The sequence below is a fragment of the Arcicella sp. genome (genome assembly GCF_964672035.1).
Genome location: NZ_CBABQS010000044.1, coordinates 1 through 19,077 on the forward strand (window position 1 = coordinate 1; position 19,077 = coordinate 19,077).

General features: G+C 37.7%; 13 protein-coding genes. 5 read left to right on the top strand and 8 right to left on the bottom strand.

Going from position 1 to position 19,077, the window contains the following annotated elements; genetic code table 11:
- Together AC1W31_RS12745 and AC1W31_RS12750 are read left to right on the top strand one after the other, a co-directional pair.
- A partial coding sequence (locus AC1W31_RS12745) for an RES family NAD+ phosphorylase (RefSeq protein ID WP_481734836.1) occupies positions 1-279 on the top strand: 279 nt, incomplete at its 5' end.
- Positions 266-775 carry a cupin domain-containing protein gene (locus AC1W31_RS12750; RefSeq protein WP_481734837.1) on the top strand — a complete coding sequence of 170 codons (510 nt, stop codon included), beginning with the start codon at positions 266-268 and terminating at the stop codon, positions 773-775. The genes AC1W31_RS12745 and AC1W31_RS12750, both read left to right, overlap by 14 nt.
- A 76-nt stretch (positions 776-851) precedes the next feature.
- On the opposite strand, the gene AC1W31_RS12755 is transcribed toward AC1W31_RS12750, so the two are convergent.
- Complete coding sequence (locus tag AC1W31_RS12755) at positions 852-1,469, bottom strand: DUF4136 domain-containing protein (protein WP_481734838.1); 618 nt, start codon at positions 1,467-1,469, stop codon at positions 852-854.
- A 183-nt stretch (positions 1,470-1,652) separates the two neighbouring features.
- On the opposite strand from AC1W31_RS12755, the gene AC1W31_RS12760 reads away from it, so the two are divergent.
- Positions 1,653-2,363 carry a DsbA family oxidoreductase gene (locus tag AC1W31_RS12760; protein WP_481734839.1) on the top strand — a complete coding sequence of 237 codons (711 nt, stop codon included), beginning with the start codon at positions 1,653-1,655 and terminating at the stop codon, positions 2,361-2,363.
- A 123-nt stretch (positions 2,364-2,486) separates the two neighbouring features.
- Positions 2,487-3,641 (top strand): CaiB/BaiF CoA transferase family protein, encoded by a 1,155-nt coding sequence (locus AC1W31_RS12765; RefSeq protein ID WP_481734840.1) that lies wholly within the window; start codon positions 2,487-2,489, stop codon positions 3,639-3,641.
- Between the two features lie 49 nt (positions 3,642-3,690).
- Here the strand turns inward: AC1W31_RS12765 and AC1W31_RS12770 are convergent, their stop codons facing one another.
- The 7 genes from AC1W31_RS12770 to AC1W31_RS12800 form a co-directional block, all read right to left on the bottom strand.
- Positions 3,691-4,395 carry a 2-phosphosulfolactate phosphatase gene (locus AC1W31_RS12770; protein WP_481734841.1) on the bottom strand — a complete coding sequence of 235 codons (705 nt, stop codon included), beginning with the start codon at positions 4,393-4,395 and terminating at the stop codon, positions 3,691-3,693.
- Complete coding sequence (gcvT, locus tag AC1W31_RS12775) at positions 4,392-5,495, bottom strand: glycine cleavage system aminomethyltransferase GcvT (RefSeq protein ID WP_481734865.1); 1,104 nt, start codon at positions 5,493-5,495, stop codon at positions 4,392-4,394. The genes AC1W31_RS12770 and gcvT overlap by 4 nt, the downstream gene beginning before the upstream one ends.
- A gap of 100 nt (positions 5,496-5,595) precedes the next feature.
- A complete protein-coding gene (locus AC1W31_RS12780) occupies positions 5,596-6,597 on the bottom strand; it encodes a M28 family peptidase (protein WP_481734842.1) in 1,002 nt (333 codons plus the stop codon).
- A 104-nt stretch (positions 6,598-6,701) separates the two neighbouring features.
- Positions 6,702-9,725: a serine hydrolase domain-containing protein gene (locus tag AC1W31_RS12785; RefSeq protein ID WP_481734843.1), complete on the bottom strand. Its 3,024-nt coding sequence runs from the start codon at positions 9,723-9,725 to the stop codon at positions 6,702-6,704.
- Between the two features lie 159 nt (positions 9,726-9,884).
- Positions 9,885-10,959, bottom strand: a protein-coding gene (prfB, locus tag AC1W31_RS12790; protein WP_481734844.1) for a peptide chain release factor 2 whose coding sequence is annotated in 2 segments (ribosomal slippage) — positions 9,885-10,907 and positions 10,909-10,959 — 1,074 coding nt in all. Because the reading frame shifts where the segments join, the coding sequence is not laid out codon by codon here.
- A 170-nt stretch (positions 10,960-11,129) separates the two neighbouring features.
- Positions 11,130-12,053 (bottom strand): class I SAM-dependent methyltransferase, encoded by a 924-nt coding sequence (locus AC1W31_RS12795; protein WP_481734845.1) that lies wholly within the window; start codon positions 12,051-12,053, stop codon positions 11,130-11,132.
- Between the two features lie 138 nt (positions 12,054-12,191).
- The gene (locus tag AC1W31_RS12800) at positions 12,192-17,012 is read right to left on the bottom strand and encodes a LamG-like jellyroll fold domain-containing protein (protein WP_481734846.1); all 4,821 of its coding nucleotides are present in this window, start codon (positions 17,010-17,012) and stop codon (positions 12,192-12,194) included.
- Positions 17,013-17,317: 305 nt separating this feature from the next.
- Here AC1W31_RS12800 and lpdA point away from each other — a divergent pair, with 305 nt between their 5' ends.
- The gene (gene lpdA, locus AC1W31_RS12805) at positions 17,318-18,712 is read left to right on the top strand and encodes a dihydrolipoyl dehydrogenase (RefSeq protein ID WP_481734847.1); all 1,395 of its coding nucleotides are present in this window, start codon (positions 17,318-17,320) and stop codon (positions 18,710-18,712) included.
- Positions 18,713-19,077 lie beyond the last annotated feature (365 nt).

Here is a 19,077-nt window from a genome sequence, read left to right on the forward strand (position 1 = left end):
GTTACGTTGGAAATACCTGACGAAAGCATCATGTTATTTGACCCTAAATTGCTACCAGATTTATGGTATAAAATTTTTGAACCCTCAGGTCAGGCGGAATTTACAGACCGATGGTTGATTGAAGAACAATCCGTTGCTTTTGGTGTACCTTCGGCAGTAGTTCTCCAAGAAACTAATTATCTTATCAACCCATTACACCCTGATTTCCAAGAAGTTAAGATAAAAAATATTGAAAAATTTAATTTTGACGAAAGATTCTTTAAAGATGTCATCGAATAACCCACCAAAATTCTGGATAGAACACTACCAAATGCAAACCCATCCCGAAGGTGGATATTTTGCAGAAACCTATCGTTCTTCCGAAAAAATTCCTCAAAATGCCCTTCCAAGCCGCTTTAAAGGCGAACGCAGTTTTGCAACGGGCATTTATTTCCTTTTAGAAAGTCATCATATCTCTGCGCTTCATCGGATAGGATCTGACGAAATGTGGCATTTTTATGCGGGCTGTCCTTTGGACGTTTTTATGATTGATGAAACTGGAAAATTAGACGTTTTTCGTTTGGGAAATAATCCCGAAAATGGAGAGGTCTTTCAAGCTGTTGTACCCGCTGGTGTGTGGTTTGGGTCTAAGCCTGCGTTATTGAATAGCTATTCTTTGCTGGGCTGCACGGTATCGCCAGGTTTCGATTTTGATGATTTTGAAATGAAGAATCGGGCAGAATTAATAGAAATGTTTCCGCAACATTGGGAAATTATAGAGATGCTTACTTTTTAGTAAAAAAGTAGGCAGTTTTCAGTAGGCAATCAATCTTGAAAAACTGACATACTTACCGAAAACTTCCTACTGAAAACTATTTACTCGCTAAAACCTGTGAAGTTACCATAGTTCTACCCGCAATGTAATCTTTAGCAAATATTTTATAATTATCAAAAATCTGCCTTGTAGCTACCCTGAGGGCTTTTTCGTCTATCTTGTGCGTTTCTGGTGCGGCAATACCCGCTGCGTATCCCATCCAAATTGGACGGTTCGTATCGTTCTCGACAAACTGTAAAAGAAGTGTTCCTTTTCTCAGTTTTATTCTACGGAGTTCTTCGTTCATGTTTTCCTTTCCTAAGCCTCTAAACGAACGTTGGAGGATTGAAAGATTTACATCACTTGGAAAAAGTGCGTAAAAAACAATCAAATTGGGGCGATCTTTGGAGTCCTGATAACCCCGAAGTTTCATCTGATTTCCTATTTCATCAATCACTGCTTGAAACTGATAGGTTGTATCAACAATGCTAAACTGCTTTTCAACGGTTGTAAATGATGCATAATTAGGTTTAAAGACTTCATCTTCAATTTCCCTGTGGCAGGCAGTACCTACCTGAAACCCATTACGATTGCACGAGGTTAGTGCAATTGAGGCAACAAAAAATAATAAATACACTTTTTTCATAATAGTCTTAATATTTAATGATACGGACATATAACTTTCTGATTATCAGAATGTTCAACAATTAAAAAAAATAGTGGAATTTATGCGAGCAGTTGTTAGTTATCTTTTAGAAATTACTGGTTTGAAGTTAATTAATAATTTTAATAGTACCTTCCAGCCTAACCATTACGGTATGTATCTGTATATGGTTGCGAAGGATAAAATATAAATCAAATGAACAAAGCAAATGTAATACGTATCGACGTGGTGTCTGATGTTGTATGCCCGTGGTGTTATATCGGTAAACGTAGACTTGAAAAAGCTATTGAAGATACACAATCTTCTGATAATGTGCAAGTTAAAGAGGTAGAAATTATTTATCGGGCTTATCAACTTGACCCTTCAGTTCCTACTACGGGCATGGATTTCCAAATTTATATGCAAAACCGTTTTGGCAATAATTTTGTCGAAAAATTCCACCAAGTTGAACAAGTAGCACAAGTAGAAGGGTTGGATTTTGACTTTTCGAAGCTACCAAAAGCCATCAATACTTTTACCCTTCATCGCATACTTACGGTAGCTTTGCAAGATGGGATTCAATCGGAGGTAAAAGAAGCATTTATGAAGGCGTATTTCGTTGATAAACAAGACCTTACGCAAGAAAATATCTTAGTTGAACTTTTAGAAAAATGTGGTTGGGCAGCTGAAAAAACATTGTCAATTATTCATTCGGAGATAGCAACAGATGAAGTAAAAGCGGAAATGAATTATTATCAGCAATTGGGCGTAACGGGCGTTCCATTCTTTATTTTTAATCAAAAATATGCTGTTTCGGGCGCTCAGCCTTCGGAGGTTTTTGCCGAAATTTTAGAGAAAGTTTCTAAAGAAATGGCAATTGAAACCGTCGTAGGAGAGGTGTGTGATGTGGATGGAAAGAATTGTTAGAGAAGAAAGTTTGAATTAATATTTTGGAACTATGTACTTAAAAATGCAGTTTGCAAATTTGACCCAAATTAACAAACTGCATTTTTAAGTATATACTCCCGTAATATTTTATATAAATAAAATATGTCTCGAAAACCACAAACTGGCCCACTTCAAGGAATCCGAATTTTAGATTTAACTCGCTTATTACCAGGACCTTTGGGAACAATGCTCATGGCGGATATGGGAGCAGAAGTTATTAAAATCGAAGACCCAAATGCCCCTGATTATGTACGGGTTTTTCCGCCTTTTGTGGGGGGAGAATCGGTGAATTATTTGGCGTATAATCGTTCAAAAAAGAGTATGTTTTTGGATTATAAATCAGCACAAGGACGTAAGATTTTCTTTGAATTAATAAAAACTGCCGATGTGGTGGTGGAGCAATTCAGACCAAATTATTTGGATAAAATTGGATTGGGATATGAAGAAGCCAAAAAAGTAAACCCCAAAATAATCTACGTTTCCATAACGGGCTATGGACAAACCGGACCTTATGCGCACTTAGCAGGGCATGATTTGAATTATATCGCCTACGCAGGAGTATTGGGAATCACGGGTGATAAAGATGCCTCTCCAACCATTCCAGGCGTACAATTGGCGGATATTGCGGGAGGTTCGTACATGAGTGTAATTGCAACGCTCTCGGCACTACATTCACGCACCCAAACGGGCTTAGGGCAACACGTAGATGTATCAATGACTGATGCAGTAATGCCTTTATTATCGGTTTCTTACGCTATTTATTCAGCTACTAATCAAGCCTCAGAAAGAGGGACTTTACCACTTTCTGGTGGAATGCCAAATTATGGCGTTTATGAATGTCAGGATAAAAAATACATCGCTTTGGGAACATTAGAACCCAAATTTTGGAGTAAATTTTGTGATTTGACTAATAAACCCGACTGGAAAATGTTTATGGTTCCTCAAAATTCAGAACAATTATTGAGTTTCAAAAATTTGATTGGAGGCTTATTTTTAGAAAAAACGCAATCGGAGTGGGTAGATTTTGGCTTAGAAAATGACCTTTTGATTAGTCCAGTTTATGGATTGGAAGATTTGGAAAACGACCCACATCTCCAAGCCCGACAAATGATTATTGAAACTGAACACCCAACGGCGGGGAAATTAAAATCTATTGGTATCCCCCTAAAATTCTCAGAAACCGAAGCTAAACCATCTTGGGCAGCGCCGATTTTGGGAGAGGATACGGAGGCTATTTTGAGGGAGTTGGGGAGGTAGTCAATTAAATCAGAATGTAACATTCTGACTTAATTATTTTTAGAAATCTCTACATCTTAACCAAAGAATTTCCTCTCAAAACAGGTAACACATCATATAAATCATGTTGTAAGCAATAAGCAATATCTTTCTGAATACCAAGACGTTGTAGCCTTTTTACGTGCGAAGATGAAGCTACGCAAGCCAACAAATCATCTTTGCCCAAAGCGTATAATCGCTGTGCCATCAGAGCGGCATCTTCCTCAACTATAAATTCATTGTTGAGGCGTTCTACTAAGGCTCCAGCAAAAAGGGTATCTTCCAAATTTGGCTTGCCTTTCCAACCCGCACAAAGTATCAAAACATCGTATTGTTGGTCACGGAGATAGGTTGCTAATGCTCCCAAATTCAAGAACGAACCAATCATTACTTTTACAGCAGATTTGGATTTTGTAATGGCTAATGTTCCGTTAGTTGTAGTCACACAGATGGTTGAACCGTGAACTTTTTCAGTCATATAACTAAACGGAGAATTATCAAAATCGAAGCCTTCTGGCGTTTTTCCATCTCTTTCAGCGGCTGATAAATAACCTTGGCGCTGATAGGAAACACACTCATCAAGCGTAGCAACCGGGATAATTGCCTCCACACCATTGGCGAAGGCGGTTGTCATGCAAGAAGTGGCTCTAAAAATATCAACTACTACTACGATTGAGTTTTCGATGTCGTGAAGATGTAATAATTCAGGGGTTAAGCAAACGTCTATTTTTTTCATTTTTTAATCAAAAAAGGCATTTTTGTTACCACTGCCTTCAAATATTTGTTACGAATATTGATATAAATTTCAGCACCATTTTTGGCATATTCTGTTGCCACATAACCCATTCCAATGCCTTTATTCATGGAAGGAGATTGAGTTCCAGAAGTTACTTCACCAATGATATTTCCTGCAGCATCCATGATTTCGTAATGTTGTCTTGGAATGCCTCGATCAATCATTTCAAAGCCTACTAATTTCTTTGTCGTACCATTTTCTTTGATTCTTTTGTGTAAATCAGAACAGATAAATTCTTTGTTGAACTTTGTAATCCAACCCAAACCTGCTTCAATTGGCGAAGTGGTATCGTCGATATCGTGTCCATAAAGGCAATATCCCATTTCTGTACGCAGAGTATCTCTTGCTCCCAAACCAACAGGTATAATATTGAATTCTGCTCCAGCCTCAAAAATGGCTTTCCATAAGGCTTCTGCGTGTTCATTTGGCACATAAACTTCCATTCCTCCCGCACCAGTATAACCTGTTGTAGCAATTAATACATCACTAATACCTGAAACAGTTCCTTCTTTGAAAGTATAATATTCCATCGAACTTACATCTAAATCGGTAAGTTTTTGCATCGTAGCAACACCTTTTGGACCTTGTACTGCAAAAAGACTCATGCCTTCGCTGATGTTTTGCATTTCTACCCCAAATGAATTGTGCGATTGCATCCAATTCCAATCTTTTTCAATATTCGAGGCATTTACGACCAAAAAATATTCATTATCGTTGCGCTTATACACCAAAAGGTCATCCACAATTCCGCCCTTATCGTTTGGTAAACATGAATATTGCACTTTGCCATCGACCAAAGCAGAGACATCATTGGAAGTTACATATTGCAAAAACTCCGTAGCCCGTTCGCCTTTAACCACAAACTCACCCATGTGAGAGACATCAAAAACGCCCACGGAATTACGAACCGCCAAATGTTCTTGGATAAGGTTTGTGTATAAAACGGGCATTGAATAACCCGCAAAAGGCACCATTTTAGCTCCGAGAGCCACATGAAGGTCGTTAAGGTGTACGAATTGTAATTGTTCGGTTTGTTCCATTGATAAAAGATTGGTTGTTGATGATACAAAAGTACAAGAAAAAACCTGATAGTCAGAAATGGCTATCAGGTTATACGCTAATAATCTATCTTTTTTAGAATTACTCCTGATACAAAACCGATAAAACTGTCTGTCCAACTGCTTTGAGGGTATTTTTATCAATATTGGTAATATTATCGCCGTGGGTGTGATGATATTGCCAAAAGAATTTTGGGCTGTTAGGATGAAGTTCCACAATATCAATCATTTGAATTTTGGCTACGTCATTTACTGCCGTATGGTCGTCTGTTAAACCTCCGCCTTCGGCATCCACAAAAACCGTTGAATATCCCAAGCGACTGGCAATATCCCAAACATTGCGAACAATCATGGGAGCGTATCTCATAGACTCCCCCTCATGCGGAAAAATGGCCCCTTTTCCACCAACCATATCTAACAAAATTCCGTAATAAGCGGTGTAATTTTCTTTGTGTTTATGCGCCGCCCAATACTGAGATCCCAAACCCCAAGAGTTAACATTATGTTCGCCTTTGTAATCTTCTGGTTCGCCGTGGTCTTCTACGTCAAAGAAAATAATATCAACGCCTACATTTGGTTTTTGTTGAGCGATTTGGATAGAACGGGCAATTTCCAATAAAACACCAACCCCACTTCCGCCGTCATTTGCGCCATCAATCGGTAATTTTTTATTCACTGAATCTTTATCTGCCACTGAACGAGAATCCCAATGGGCAGTTAATAAAATGCGTTTTTCAGCCTTCGGATTAATGCTTCCGATGATATTACGGGCGTTCATTTTTGTACCATCATATTTGTTTGCCACAAAATCTTGACTGATAACTTCGCAACCAAATTGCTTCAACTTTGCGATTAAATAATCACCACATTCTCGATGTGATTTTGTGTTCGGAACTCTTGGACCAAAATCAACCTGTGCTTTCACATAAGCGTAAGCAGAATCGGCTTTGAAATCAGGCGAAGGAATTAATGAAACGTCTTCCGTGGGTGTTTCGGTAGGTTTTTGACAAGATTTAAAATAAACTGCCACGCCCGATAGAACGAAGATTGATAGGATTATTAGGGAAATTCTTTGTGTTTTCATGTTGGAAATATTCAATTAATGCTAAGGTTTAAAACGGTTTTTACGGAAGAATATTCTCTAAACACATTTTCGTAGCGGTAAAAAATCGGTCAAATTTAAAGCATTTACTCCAAAGCCTTATAAACCACATCCATCACTTTCCGTCTAATTTTTAAGGTATTAATCTTATTATTGGCGGCCGATGGGTTTACACGGTTCGATAGAAAAACGAAGACTAATTCCTTGTCTGGGTCAAGCCATACGAGTGTGCCTGTGTAGCCCGAATGACCGTAAGAACTGAGAGAAACTTTATTAGAAACGAAATTACTTTCACCGTCCGAAGGTAATTTGTCCCAACCCAAAACTCTTTGGCTTCTTGCTGAATGACTACTGGTGAAGAGATTTATCGTTGATTCACTCAAAAATTGTTTGTTGCCAAAACTTCCTTTATTGAGGTTCATTTGGAGTAATTTTACCAAGTCGGATGCCGAACTAAACAAGCCCGCATGGCCTGAAACTCCGCCTAACATGGCAGCCGTTTGGTCTTGTACTGTTCCTTGTAAAAGCCTTTCACGGAATAAATTATCGTTTTCCGTGGGAGCAATTTGCGTTTTTGAAATATAATTCAGAGGATTAAATCTCGTTGTGTTCATTGCCAAAGGTTCGTAGAAATTTTTTGTTGTAAAAACATCTAAGGACTGATTCGCTAACCGCTCAACAAGATGTTGTAAAATCATTAATCCTAAATCGCTATACACGTAAGGATACAAGCCATCTCGGTCTTTTTTATTCATCAATGGCGATTTTATCACCCAACGCCAAACGGAATCTTTAATGGCTGGTTTTGCGTACATTCCGTCTGCCACACACAAATTACATTCTTCGGTTTGTTTAGGACTATAAAAATCCGTTTTCCAACCTAAAGGAATACGAGTACGTTCCCAAAAAGGAATATAGGCTACTAATCCCGCTTGATGCCAAAGAATATCTTTAATAATTATACTTTCCTTGTTTGTTCCTTTCAATTCGGGCAAATAAAGGGAAGCCTTTTCGTCTAAGCTAAATTTCTTCTGGTCGTAGAGATACATTAAAGATTGAAGCGTTGCCGAAACCTTCGTCACAGAAGCTAAATCATAAACTGTATTTTGATTAACTGGCTGACTATTAGTATCGTACGATAATTTTCCAAAGTTTTTTTCGTAAACAATTTTACCCTTACGAGCGACTAAAACTTGACAACCTGGGAATATTTTTTGCGCAATAGAGGATTGAATTAATGGCTCAATGGCTGATAATTCAGTGGATTTCATTCCTACGCTTTCGGGCGATGCGGTGCTTAGTTTTCCAATACTCGACAGGTTTATTCCGTCGCCCGCTTTGAAAATATTTTCTACCGAAACGGGTAATTTACCAGTAGCAGGAATTTCGCCAAAAAGCACTCTTGCCATGGCTTGATAAGCCGTTGGGTCGTCTTCGTAGCCACAAATTAAAGCTGTTGGTTCTGGAAAATATTTCAAACTATACGGATTTCCAAATACGCAAACTACCACTTTTTGAGCTTTTTGTTCCAATCGTTTCACAAAATTTTGAACATTGTAACTAACCTCTAATTTACTGGCAGATTTTTTATTAATACCGTGAACACTCAATACAACTGTTGTGGTAGAATCCACACTTTGAAGAACATAATTGAAAAATGCTTCGTCCGTTTTAGAAGTACTCGCAAAGTGTTGAAACGGCGTTATTTTACTTAATTCTTGTTGAAAACGATTGTCTTCAGCAATATCCAAATTTATCGAAATAAACGTGCCATTATTAGGGGTGAAAGGCAAAATATTCTTGCTATCTTTTACCACCGTAATGGCATTATTATACAATTCCTGCTTGATTTGAGTCGCTTCGGGCGTATTTAAATCTTGGTATAAATTGTTGCTATCAATGTATTTAAACTGATTCAATCCGACCCAATATTTGGCATGAAGAATCTTTCTGACCCGTGCGTCAATATCCGTTTGTTGAATTAAGCCCGCATTGATGGCTTCTTTGATTTTACGGGTGCCTTCAGGAATATTTTCGGAGTATAAAAGAATATCATTTCCAGCGATAAATGCCTGCAAATCAACTTCTCCTGATGATATTTCCTGTCCTTGATGCACACCTTTCATATTTAAAGCATCGGTGATGATCAAACCTTTGAATCCCATTTCATTTTTCAATAAATTGGTAATAATACTTTGAGAAAGCGTAGCAGGTCGCCAGTCATAAAATGGAACTTGAAGATGCCCAACGATGACCGTTTTTATCGAATCATTAATTAATTGTTGGAATGGATAGAGTTCTACATTCTTCAAATGTTCTGCCGTATACGATACTTGGGGAAGCGTAAAATGCGAATCTCCTTGCGTGTCTCCGTGTCCAGGAAAATGCTTTGCACAAGCCAATAACTGATTGTTTTGCATTCCTTTCATGTAAGCACTACTTTTTAGGGCTACATTTTCACGCAATTCTCCGAAAGAACGATAACCAATGACGGGGTTATTTGGATTAGAATTTATATCAACAACGGGAGCAAAATTGAGGTGAATTCCTAAGCGTTTGCATTGGCGAGCAATTTCTTCGCCCATTTTATAAATTAAGGTATTATCTTGAATTGCCCCGAGCGTAATTTGCTTTGGAAATGCCATCGTCGAATTCACTCGCATCGCCAAACCCCATTCGCCATCAATTCCGATTAATAAAGGGATTTTAGTAGTTGATTGAAAGCGATTATTCAAATTGGCATAAGCATAAGGTTCTCCTTGAAAGAAAATTAAACCACCAATATAGTTATTCGCAATCAGATTTTCGATGTGTTTATAATGCGCTTCTCCGTGCGTTGGATTAATGGCAACCATGAAAAACTGACCAATCTTTTGATCAATATCCATGGATAGAAATACACTATCAACCCATTGATTTTCAGCGAGTAAACTATTCGTATTAAATGCAGGAGGAGGCGGAAAAATGCTATGAGAAACCTTTTTTACAGCGATTTTTGATGGCTTAAAAAAATGTAAAAGCGTGTTGTTAAACTCCCCAATTACGGGCGTGCGAAATACGACCCAAAATAGGATAAGTGTTAGGAAAAATAGTGATAATCGTTTTAACATTAAAGGGTAATTGTGGGTTATTCAAGCAACGTCAGAACTACAAATTTAGTACAAATTGAATGCCAATGAAAGGGGTTTGGATAAATAAGACGGATATAAGTGATTTAGGTAACAAATGAAAAAGGTCGCAAGAAATTGATTCCTACGACCTTGTTTGTTTTACGCCTCCATTAAATACGCCTTAATAAATTCGTTGATATCACCGTTCAAAACAGCATCTGTGTTTGAGGTTTGATAATCAGTTCGGTGGTCTTTCACTCGTCTATCATCCAACACATAACTTCTGATTTGTGAACCCCATTCGATTTTCTTTTTACCCGCTTCTACCTCCGCACGAGCAGCGTTTCGTTTATCAATTTCTATCTGATAAAGTTTTGATTTTAAGATTTTCAAGGCAACTTCTTTATTCATTAATTGCGAGCGTTCTTGTTGACACGCAATGATAATTCCAGAAGGTTTGTGGGTTAAACGAACTGCCGTTTCTACTTTGTTTACGTTTTGTCCACCAGCACCGCCCGAACGGAATGTATCCCAACTAACATCGGCTGGATTGATGTAAATTTCGATGGTATCATCCACCAAAGGCGAGATATACACCGAAGCAAAAGAGGTATGACGACGAGCGTTTGAATCAAATGGTGAAATTCTTACCAAACGATGAACACCATTTTCAGATTTTAGATTTCCGTAGGCGTATTCACCTTCAACTTCCATCACAACCGATTTAATACCAGCCGTATCACCGTCGTTATGGTCAACTTCTCTGATTTTAAAACCATTTTTTTCCGCCCACATAATGTACATACGCATGAGCATACTCGCCCAATCTTGCGACTCTGTGCCACCCGCACCCGCATTGATTTCAATAACGGCAGATAGATTATCACCTTCGTCGGACATCATTTTACGGAACTCCAACTCGGCTAATTTCTCTTCTAATTTTGCTCCTTCGGCATCGACTTCTTCTTCCGATGCCTCATTCATGTCGTAGAATTCCCAAATTGTTTCGAGGTCGCCCATCAATTGATTAAGTTGGTCGAAACCGATTGTCCAGAATTTTAATTCACGAATTTGTCGCATCGTAATTTCTGCTTTTTTTGAATTTCCCCAAAACTCAGGGTCTTGCGTTACGACTTCTAATTCTTCAATCTGAAATTTCTTATTATCGTAGTCAAAGATACCTCCTCAAAGCCTCTACTTTGGCTTTCAGGTCATTGAACCTGTCTTTTGTCATGCGTGAAAATTGTTTTATAATGTAAGTTTTTACCAATTCTTTTTTGGAATGCAAAGATAGGGATAAAAACAAAGCCCTTCGATTTTTTAATCAAAGGGCTTTGTGGGATTAATAGTTTTACGAATATCGAGCATCAATTATCGAACCGAACGACGGTCGCATCGACATAACTATAAATATGGATTCTTCGGAAATTCGTAGTACAAATAACCATCATTTTTTAGTTTTTGAATGGTTTCATTATCGGGTAAAGTTTTGAAAATCACTGCACTCAGTACCTGATGAGGCAATATTCCTAACTTACAAAGAAAATTATCTCGTTTACGTTTTGATAGAATTTTTCTAAAAGCGGCCGATTTTTCATTGGCAATTTCAGTATCTAAACCAGGTTGCCAATAAGCGTTATTTATCCCTTTAAAAGCAATAGCAGGCAAATTCATTCCCATCGCAATTTTCTCCATTTCACGGTCAGATAGTTTGAAAACATAATTCCCGACTTCTTCAAATGAATATCTATTCTTCCAATATTTCTGTAAAATGGTTGGGTCAAAACGGTCAAGAATATTCTTGATTGCCAACATCAATGGCATTTTTGTTAGCGGGTCTTGGGGTTCTATTAAAATAATCCCTTTTTTGGCAACCCTAATCATTTCATACACGCCCATGTAGGCACGGGGAAAATGATGAAAGGCTTCTTTACAAAAAGCGTAATCAAAAGAATTATCGGCAAAGGATAGTTTTTCTACATTTTCAACCGAATAGTCATTAATCAAATTTTGCGATTTTACTAAGGGTAAAAAAGCTCCTCCAATGTCCGTAGCCATTACTTTACAACCTTTTCGAGCAAAATAATTGGCATCAAAACCATAGCCATCCCCAACTGTTACCCAAGATTCGTTGGGTTTAATTAAAGGATTAGCTAATTGAAATAATTGTTCGTGTATCCAATAATCTACGGTTTTATCTTCAACGCTTTGTTGCCACTTTTTAATGGTTTCCAACCTTTTATCTTCGTCTGGATATTGTTTGGCAAACCAAGATTCATGCGATTGATAACTGGTTTCCTCGAAAGTTGTTTTGCTTGAGTTATTCATTATAATGAGTGATTTTTACCTTATTAATCAAACGCAATGTCCAATAATTGACAATGATTTTGCGGTTTGCAAAGATACAGAAAAACAAAAGCCTATTAAACTTTTGGCTTAATAGGCTTTTGTAAATTAAGACTGTATTTAAGGTAAATGATAATAAATTTGCAGTTTTGGTCTGATGGAAGCATCTGTTTCTTCACTTGTTGTAAAAATGGTGATTTTATAAGGAGATTCAACTTGATGACCCAGCATAAACCCAAAACTATTTGAAGGATTAGCTACCATATCCGACACTAAATTCTTCACATTCATTTTTTGATAATCCTGTCTGTAATTACTAAATGCAGGAATTGAAACTTGATTTGTATTCGTGAACGAAGGTTGTGTATTCCACGAAATTCCACTTTCAGCCCAGTTGCCAGTTACACGATTAATGAAAAAAGCATTGTCACCTATATGTCCAGTATAAAAAGAGCCTTGTGAACTTGCTAAAAATGCTTGACTAAAATATAAGGATAAAAAAGCACTATCAACTACCGCATTGGTGGGTATTGAAGCTAAATCAAACCCCATATAAACTCTTTTTATATTCGATGTACCACTGATTGTCCAAGCGAAAATATTGGTAAAATTCGCATCAGGATTTGTAAGTGTGGGATTGTAAGAACTTACTTCTGCATCTTTGCCATTAATTGGCCCAGGCTGACTGATATAAGTTATTGTTTGGGTTGGTGCTGCTCCAAAGGTTAATTTGCTGGTTGAATTTGCCAGAGAAACCTGACCATTATTGACCAATTTTCTTGCTTTAGCATCATTTGCCGAAATTGTAACGGTATGTCCAGCTTTGATTAAAACTTTATCTGTCAAATCAGGAATTCTACTACACGACCACGTAGAAGGTGAATTCCAATTACCAGAATTTACAGAAAATATCATCCCCGAACACGGAGAAGAGCATTCGCCTTGTTCTTCATTGTAGAGCAATAATACATCATCATCGGTTAATGCACCGTTGTAGATTTTAACGTCGTCTATTTTACCACTAAAAGTTTGTATTCCATTATATCTCGAACCAATAATTGCTAAGATTGGAGTGTTATAAAATGCTGGAGCAGCTGTATTACCAACAGCAAGTTGCCCATTAATGTACATTTTCCTCTCAGTTAGTGTTCTTACAACCGCAATATGGACCCAGTTATTTGTTGAAACAAAATTATATGAAATTAGATAAGGTAGTGCTGCGGTTGTTGGGCTTGTATAAGAGCCATAGTTCCAACCAGATTGACCACTAATATCCCAATAATACATATTGATATGTTGATCTCCTGCACTGTTTCCAATTGAAAGTATAGTTTTTGGAACATTCAGCGTAGCTAACACGCTTGCATTTACCCAAGCCGACCATGTAAATTCAGTAATACCAAAATCAGTTGAATTATTCAACTGAATATAATTACTCCCGCCATCAAAATTATAAGCGGCATTTACCTTCCCAAAACGGTCTGTTGTTAAAGTTGCTCCGTTTACTATTCCATGATGATTTCCTTTTGAATCTTGTGCATTTCCATCAAATTTATAGCATGCTAATAACTGTGGTAGTACACTTACTGTTATCAATGCACTTCCAGAAGTCGTTCCTGTTCCGCAAGCATTACTGACGAGCAACAAGGTGTAAGTTGTTGTTGATGCTGGACTTACATTGATGATTGTTGGCGTTATTGAAGTTGAAATATCAGTAGAAGTACCCGATAAATGGTACGTCCAAGGCCCATTACCAGTGAAGTTTAAGGTTAAAGGAGCAGAGCCACCACTAACGATTGTTGATGTTCCTGAAATAGTAGCCGTAACCGCTTGTTTGATGATTAATGGTAAATTATTAACGCTAATTACTTGGTTTGGAGACGTTCCAAAAACAACCCGAATTTTATAATTACCAGCAGGTGTATTCGTGGGAATACTACACGAAATTGTGCTTGAAGTTCCCGAGCCAATCTGAACTGGACTTGTAAATAATCCCGACGAATTAGATAACTGAACAATTAGTGGACTTCCAGAACTTGCTACTATATTATTGGTAACCACATTTACACTAAGGCTTCCACTTGGACAAGAGCCATTGGTTGATAAACTGGTTGCCGTTATTAATCCTCCTGTTTCAACAGTTGGACATTGTTGTTCTGCTAAATAAATAGCCGTTACTTGTGCATCATTCAGTGTGCCTTTATAGATTTTAACATCATCAATTTTGCCATAAAACTTTTGTATTCCATTATATCTTGAGCCAATTGTAGCCAAAGTTGGCGTAGCATAATATGGACTTGATAAGCCTACATCACTAACTGACAAAATACCATTTACGTATACCTTTCTTCCGGTTAAAGACCGGGTTACAACAACGTGAATCCAAGTATTTGCCACAACCGAAGTATAGGACAAAAGTAGTGGGGTTGATACTCCATTTCCAATATAAGAATTGAAATTCCAAGCAGGACCAGATGTTACGCTTGAATTGAACAGTCTAAAATGTTGGTCTGCACCATCGTTTCCAATTGATAAAATAGTTCTTGCTACTTCTAAACCAGGTAAATCATTTGCATTTACCCAAGCCGAATAAGTAAAAGTATTATTTTTGAAATCATCTGGATTAGCCAATTGAATATAACTATTTCCATCAAAACTGTAAGCACTATTGGCATTTCCAAAACGGTCAGTTGTTAAAGTTGCCCCATTAACAGTTCCCCCGTGCGTTCCTTTGCTATCTTGTGCATCACCATTGAATGGATAACAAGCCAATAACTGTAAAGCAGGATTTACCGTAATTACAGCACTTCCCGAAACCGTACCAGTGCCACAACCATTATCACTTACGTTAGCGAGTGTATATATTGTAGTGCTAAGTGGCGAAACACTCTGAGTTGCAGTAGCAGCTGAACTTGTATAAGAAGTACTGCTTTGTCCATTTGAAATGCTATAAGTCCAAGGGGCAGTTCCAGTTAAACTAATACTTAAATTAGCCGCTTGCCCTTCAAGAATAGTGGTTGTACCCGTTATGATTGCTGTTGTAGTTGGTAAAATAGTGAGCGGCAATATGTTCGTACTGGTTGTAGCACCGTTAATAATCCTAACCAAAAAGCCCGTTCCTGAAGCTGTAACCGTACTCGGAATAGAAACTTGAATGGGAGAAACTGTGCCAGTTCCAATATTTATTGGACTGGTAAAACTTCCGTTTGCATCGGATAATTGAACCGTATAAGTGGAGCCAGAAATTACGCCGCTTTGTTGAAAATTTACGTTAGTTAACTGATTTCTACAAAGAGAACTGTTTGAAATACTGGTCAGTGAAATGAGGGGAATACCAATTATACTCGGGCAATCAAGGGTTGAATTGAATAAGGCGTTTATTTGTAAAGCATTCAATCCACCAGTAAACAAGCGAACATCATCAATTATACCATTAAATAAATTAGCCACACCTGAACTCTGCGTACCCAATCTTCCGATTGAAGAAGCTGAATAAAGTGCAGTAAGTCCAGTAGCCGAAGCACTTTGAACCAAAGCACCATTTACATACAACTGAAATGTACTCGAATTCTTTTCAGCTACAACGTGATACCATTGCCCCACAACTAAATTCGCTGGATATCTAATTTCTACAATACCCGTATTAACCGATGATTTAAAAACCCAATTATACGTTCCAGAGGCATTTTCAATATAAATATCTTGTGAATTAGCAATTCCTCCGATTGAAACTAAATAACTATTATTACCGCTTATAGGTAAACTTAAAGGTGATATCCACATCGAATGAGTGAAATAATTATTCAGTAAATTAGTCGTTGGCATTTCTATGTAAGAACCATTACTAATTGAAAGGGCAGAAGTTGACGTTCCATTTCGATTTGTGGTATAAGAATTGCTTCCTCCATTCACATAAATAAAGCCATTATTCGAGCCAATTTGATCATTAGCATTGCCGTTAAGTGGTAAACAACTCACTAAACTAATCGGATTTGTTACCGTAATAATGGCACTTCCCGAAGGAGTACCTAAGCCGCAATTACTACTTAACGAAGTGATTGAATAAGTAGTGGTAGCACTGGGTGTTACGGTAATTGTTGTTGGGGATGTTGAAGTTGTTACATCCGTACTCGTACCCGATAATCGGTAAGTCCAAGGGGGCGAAGTGCCGTTAAAGGTTAAGCTCAAATTAGCGTTTTGCCCTTGACTAATCGTTTGAGTCCCCGTTAAGGTGGAGGAAAGCGGGCAGGCAACTATTTTAATAATAAAATCTATCTCTGACTTTGCACAGCCATCCGACATTACTACCTTCATTTGGTATAATTGTCCAATCGAACTACCAGTTGTATTCCAGGAAATAACTCCCGCAGAACTCACAGAAGCCACATTTGAGCCAATCGTTGGAAGGTAACTCAACCCTTGAATTGCCGAAGTTGAATACGTGATAGGCGTACCATCTGGTTCGGATGTTACCAATTGAAATTGATTATTTCCTCCGCTATTCATCTCAATGATTACGGGAGATGTGTAGGTAGGAGAACCTAAATTATTGTTGGATAAACACACAACTGAGGAAACCCAAAAATTATCATCTGCACCATTTTGAAGCGTTGATATTCGACAACAGCTATAAAAAGAGGCCGTAAATGGCCCATCTGTGGCATAAGTATGCGTAATCTGGGTTTGATACACCCTGTAATCATTAGGAACATACAGTATTTCAGTTCCTACGGCTGAACCAGAAGTAGTGCCATCACCAAAATCTAAATTTATGGTTTCTGTGAAGTCATAACGCCAAGCGGTTGTAACGGTGAAAGTTACCGTTCTTGTGCCAGGTGTGCGTGTCCATGTGATATGACCGTATCTAAAATGGGAAGCTTCGGAAACAAGTGGAGAAAAAAAGAAGAATGAAATAGCAATTAGGGTAAAAAGTTTTTTCATGATAAATATGATTATTGATTTTCAAATATGAACTATTAATTTCCGCTAAACTTAAAATAGAAGCCTTTATCTATTGTTTAGAACAATATTAAATTTCACAAAATAAATTAATTTTTTTCAATTATTTTATTATCTTTTCTAATCGACTCTAAATACTGAAAATAAAGGTTTATTGAATCTTAATTGATGAGTAATAATGCCAAAATAGAATAAAACTTATACATTTTTAAAAAAAACTCTTCCTTATTCAGTATGTGATTATCTTTGTACCTCAAAATTGTATTATTCTCTTAAAATATAACAAAATGGCACAAGTATATGATTTAATCGTGATTGGTTCTGGTCCTGGTGGATATGTGGCAGCAATCCGAGCTTCACAATTGGGATTGAAATGTGCGGTGGTCGAGCGTGAATCTTTGGGTGGTATTTGCCTTAATTGGGGCTGTATTCCCACAAAAGCATTATTAAAATCTGCACAAGTTTTTGAATATATCAAACACGCTGCTGATTATGGCATCACGGTTTCTGAATCTCATGCCGACTTCGGAGCGGTTATCAAACGATCTCGTGGCGTGGCTGATTCAATGTCGAAAGGCGTTCAATTTTTGATGAAAAAGAACAAAATTGACGTTATTATGGGCAACGGAAAAGCCTTGAAAAACAAGAAAGTTGAAGTAAATGCCAACGACGGAAAAGTAACCGTTTATGATGCAAAAAACATCATGATTGCTACGGGTGCAAGAGCAAGAGCCTTACCAAACATTCCGATTGATGGCGTGAAAGTGGTCGAATACCGCAAGGCAATGACCTTAGAAACCCAGCCAAAATCAATGGTAATTATTGGTTCCGGAGCAATTGGCGTTGAATTTGCCTATGTATACGCAGCGATGGGAACGAAAGTAACCATTGTAGAATTTATGCCAAACGTTGTGCCGATTGAAGATGAAGACATTTCAAAAGAATTGGCAAAACAATACAAAAAAATGGGCGTGGTCATCCACGTAAGTTCAACCGTTGAAGCCGTTGATATCAAAGGTGAAGGCTGTAAAGTATCCGTAAAAACACCAACGGGCAACATTTCACTCGATTGTGATATTGTACTTTCTGCGGCGGGTGTCATCGCAAATATTGAAAATATTGGCTTGGAAGAAGTAGGCATTACGACTGATAAAGGTAAAATCACGGTGGATAAATGGTACCAAACCAACGTGCCAGGATATTATGCTATCGGTGACGCTACGCCTGGGCCAGCCCTTGCACACGTAGCTTCTGCGGAAGGCATCATTTGCGTTGAGAAAATTGCGGGACATCACGTCGAAGCATTGGATTATTCTAATATTCCAGGATGTACTTACTGCACACCAGAAATTTCTTCCGTAGGTTTAACTGAAAAGAAAGCGATTGAAGCAGGATATGAAATTAAAGTGGGTAAATTTCCATTCGTAGCCTCTGGAAAAGCGACGGCAGCAGGCGCAAGAGACGGATTTGTGAAAGTGATTTATGATGCAAAATACGGTGAACTCTTAGGAGCACATATGATTGGATACAATGTAACTGAATTAATTGCGGAGGTAGTCGTAGCTCGTCGTTTAGAAACAACCGCTCACGAGATTATGACTTCAATTCACCCACATCCAACGATTTCAGAAGCCATCAAAGGAGCAACTGAAGCAGCTTACGGTTGCGCCGTTGATTTGTAAAATATTGGTTTAGTTTGTAAAAAAAGTCCCTTCAAATTGTTTTGGAGGGACTTTTTTTATGAGAAATATTTGCTTTCAAAATAATGGTATTTGAAAGCAAATAAGTAAATTTTTTGATAAGTAAAAAGGAGTATTTTTTTGGTGTTCATCGTTTAATACTAAAGGTGTTTCCGCCAATTTTGTTGGTGGAAAAATACCAACAATGGCATCAATGATACAACAGGAACTGAAACAACATTTCATAATTATGATCCATTTTAACATTAAATTGAAAAGAATTGCTTTAGTTTTATCCCCATCGTTAGTGGAAATACACAGAAAAAAGAGGTCGCTGAATTAAATTTCAATAACCTCCTTTAATTAAC